Origin of the sequence: Gordonia sp. NPDC058843, assembly GCF_042743165.1 — a bacterium.
GTDB lineage: Bacteria > Actinomycetota > Actinomycetes > Mycobacteriales > Mycobacteriaceae > Gordonia.
In genome coordinates, this window is sequence record NZ_JBHYNC010000084.1 from 1 (window position 1) to 2,696 (window position 2,696).

The window sequence follows — 2,696 nt, forward strand, 5'->3', positions numbered from 1 at the left end:
ATCCTACACAAGCCGAACCGAACACCAATATCAAACTGTAGTAAAGGTCCCGGGGTCTTTCCGTCCTGCTGCGCGAAACGAGCATCTTTACTCGTAGTGCAATTTCACCGGGCCTATGGTTGAGACAGTCGAGAAGTCGTTACGCCATTCGTGCAGGTCGGAACTTACCCGACAAGGAATTTCGCTACCTTAGGATGGTTATAGTTACCACCGCCGTTTACTGGCGCTTAAGTTCTCAGCTTCGCCACACCGAAATGTGACTAACCGGTCCCCTTAACGTTCCAGCACCGGGCAGGCGTCAGTCCGTATACATCGCCTTACGGCTTCGCACGGACCTGTGTTTTTAGTAAACAGTCGCTTCTCGCTGGTCTCTGCGGCCACCCCCAGCTCACCGAGTAAATCGGATCACCAGACGTGGCCCCCCTTCTCCCGAAGTTACGGGGGCATTTTGCCGAGTTCCTTAACCATAGTTCACCCGAACGCCTCGGTATTCTCTACCTGACCACCTGAGTCGGTTTAGGGTACGGGCCGCCATGAAACTCGCTAGAGGCTTTTCTCGACAGCATAGGATCATCCACTTCACCACAATCGGCTCGGCATCAGGTCTCAGACTATGTGCCAGGCGGATTTACCTACCTGACGTCCTACACCCTTACCCCGGGACAACCACCGCCCGGGATGGACTACCTTCCTGCGTCACCCCATCACTCACCTACTAACCGCTTGGTTCAGCGGCTCCACCACTCCCCTTTGCCCGAAGGCTCCAGGGCGGCTTCACGGCCTTAGCATCACGATGCTCGATGTTTGACGCTTCACAGCGGGTACCGGAATATCAACCGGTTATCCATCGACTACGCCTGTCGGCCTCGCCTTAGGTCCCGACTTACCCTGGGCAGATCAGCTTGACCCAGGAACCCTTAGTCAATCGGCGCACACGTTTCTCACGTGTGTATCGCTACTCATGCCTGCATTCTCACTCGTGAACCGTCCACAACTCGCTTCCGGCGCTGCTTCACCCGGCACACGACGCTCCCCTACCCATCCACACAGGCGTTGGCCCTATTGTGTGAATGACACGACTTCGGCGGTACGCTTGAGCCCCGCTACATTGTCGGCGCGGAATCACTAGACCAGTGAGCTATTACGCACTCTTTCAAGGGTGGCTGCTTCTAAGCCAACCTCCTGGTTGTCTGTGCGACTCCACATCCTTTCCCACTTAGCGTACGCTTAGGGGCCTTAGTCGATGCTCTGGGCTGTTTCCCTCTCGACCATGGAGCTTATCCCCCACAGTCTCACTGCCGCGCTCTCACTTACCGGCATTCGGAGTTTGGCTAAGGTCAGTAACCCGGTAGGGCCCATCGCCTATCCAGTGCTCTACCTCCGGCAAGAAACACACGACGCTGCACCTAAATGCATTTCGGGGAGAACCAGCTATCACGGAGTTTGATTGGCCTTTCACCCCTAACCACAGGTCATCCCCCAGGTTTTCAACCCTGGTGGGTTCGGTCCTCCACGAAGTCTTACCTCCGCTTCAACCTGCCCATGGCTAGATCACTCCGCTTCGGGTCTTGAGCGTGCTACTGAAACGCCCTATTCGGACTCGCTTTCGCTACGGCTTCCCCACCCGGGTTAACCTCGCAACACACCGCAAACTCGCAGGCTCATTCTTCAAAAGGCACGCAGTCACGAGACACCAGCAAGCTGATGTCCGACGCTCCCACGGCTTGTAGGCACACGGTTTCAGGTACTATTTCACTCCGCTCCCGCGGTACTTTTCACCATTCCCTCACGGTACTATCCGCTATCGGTCACCAGGGAATATTTAGGCTTAGCGGGTGGTCCCGCCAGATTCACACGGGATTTCTCGGGCCCCGTGCTACTTGGGTGTCTCTCAAACGAGCCGCTGATGTTTCGACTACGGGGGTCTTACCCTCTACGCCGGACCTTTCGCATGTCCTTCGCCTACATCAACGGTTTCTGACTCGCCCCACGGCCGGCAGACCGTAGAAGAGAGATCCCACAACCCCGCATGCGCAACCCCTGCCGGGTCTCACACGCATACGGTTTGGCCTCATCCGGTTTCGCTCGCCACTACTCCCGGAATCACGGTTGTTTTCTCTTCCTGCGGGTACTGAGATGTTTCACTTCCCCGCGTTCCCTCCACTTGCCCTATGTGTTCAGGCAAGGGTGACAGCCCATGACGACTGCCGGGTTTCCCCATTCGGAAACCCCCGGATCAAAGCCTGGTTGACGACTCCCCGGGGACTATCGTGGCCTCCCACGTCCTTCATCGGTTCCTGGTGCCAAGGCATCCACCGTGCGCCCTTAAAAACTTGGCCACAGATGCTCGCGTCCACTGTGCAGTTCTCAAACAACGACCAACCACCCATCACCCCGAGCCAGCAGCTCGAGTGCACTGGGGCCGGCACTGAAGGAAGTTCATTCCCTCAGACACCCAACAGCGTGCCCGACACCCTCACCGCTTCCCTCATTCGTTCCACGCTCTGACGAGCAGTACTGGAAGGAGAAGACGATCAAGTGTGCCGAGTAGTCAACGTTCCACCCATGAGCAACCAGTGCGAGACGTTCGCCCGCATGCTGGCCTCTGACCAACCGGAGTTGGTGAGAAGTGCTCCTTAGAAAGGAGGTGATCCAGCCGCACCTTCCGGTACGGCTACCTTGTTACGACTTCGTCC

The 2,696-nt window shown here is 57.0% G+C and carries 2 rRNA genes; both read right to left on the reverse strand.

The features are described 5' to 3' along the window. Positions 1-2,339 (reverse strand): 23S ribosomal RNA (locus tag ACFW3F_RS25465); the annotation flags it as partial. Between the two features lie 301 nt (positions 2,340-2,640). After that, a 16S ribosomal RNA gene (locus tag ACFW3F_RS25470) occupies positions 2,641-2,696 on the reverse strand; the annotation flags it as partial.